Annotated in this window: 1 protein-coding gene; it reads right to left on the reverse strand. The window is 66.1% G+C overall.

Annotated features, from left to right (window positions below; genetic code table 11):
- Positions 1-519: ATPase domain-containing protein (locus AC1DTN_RS39240; RefSeq protein ID WP_477925660.1), on the reverse strand; the 519-nt coding region annotated here is incomplete at both ends.

The raw sequence follows: 519 nt of genomic DNA on the forward strand, positions 1-519 counted from the left end.
GCGTATTGCTTCCGTAGCTCAAGCCGCCGCCCAGAATGGCATCGAGAGAGGCATTGCCGGTTCTGGCCGCTCTCTGCTCGAAGCTGCCGCGATGCTCGGACGCGACGAGCCGCGGGAAGAGCGCGATGCCCCCGGTGTCGAGCCGGAAATCATGGTCGCCGCCGCGGAACTTCACGCCGCGCAGCTTCACGACCCGCATGAAGCGCTTGTTCTCGCCATAGGCGCCCGTCGTCTGGTCGAGGCTGAGCACGCCATGCGCGATGCTGTGCAGCTGGAGGTCGCCGGCCTTGGAGGACCTGTCGTCCAGCATGAGGACGGTGCAGCGGCATCTCGAAAAGAAGTGCTTGAGCGCCAGGATCTGCCGCCGGTAGCGCAAGGGGTCCTGCGCCAGCAGGCGCATCTCGGACAGGCTGTCGAACACCACGCGCTGCGGCTGGAGCCTTTGGACCTCGGCCATCACGCCGCGCGTGGTCTCGCCCAATTCGACCTCGGACGGATGCAGGATGGACTGCTCAGCAT

Source organism: Rhizobium sp. 01T444 (genome assembly GCF_056398305.1).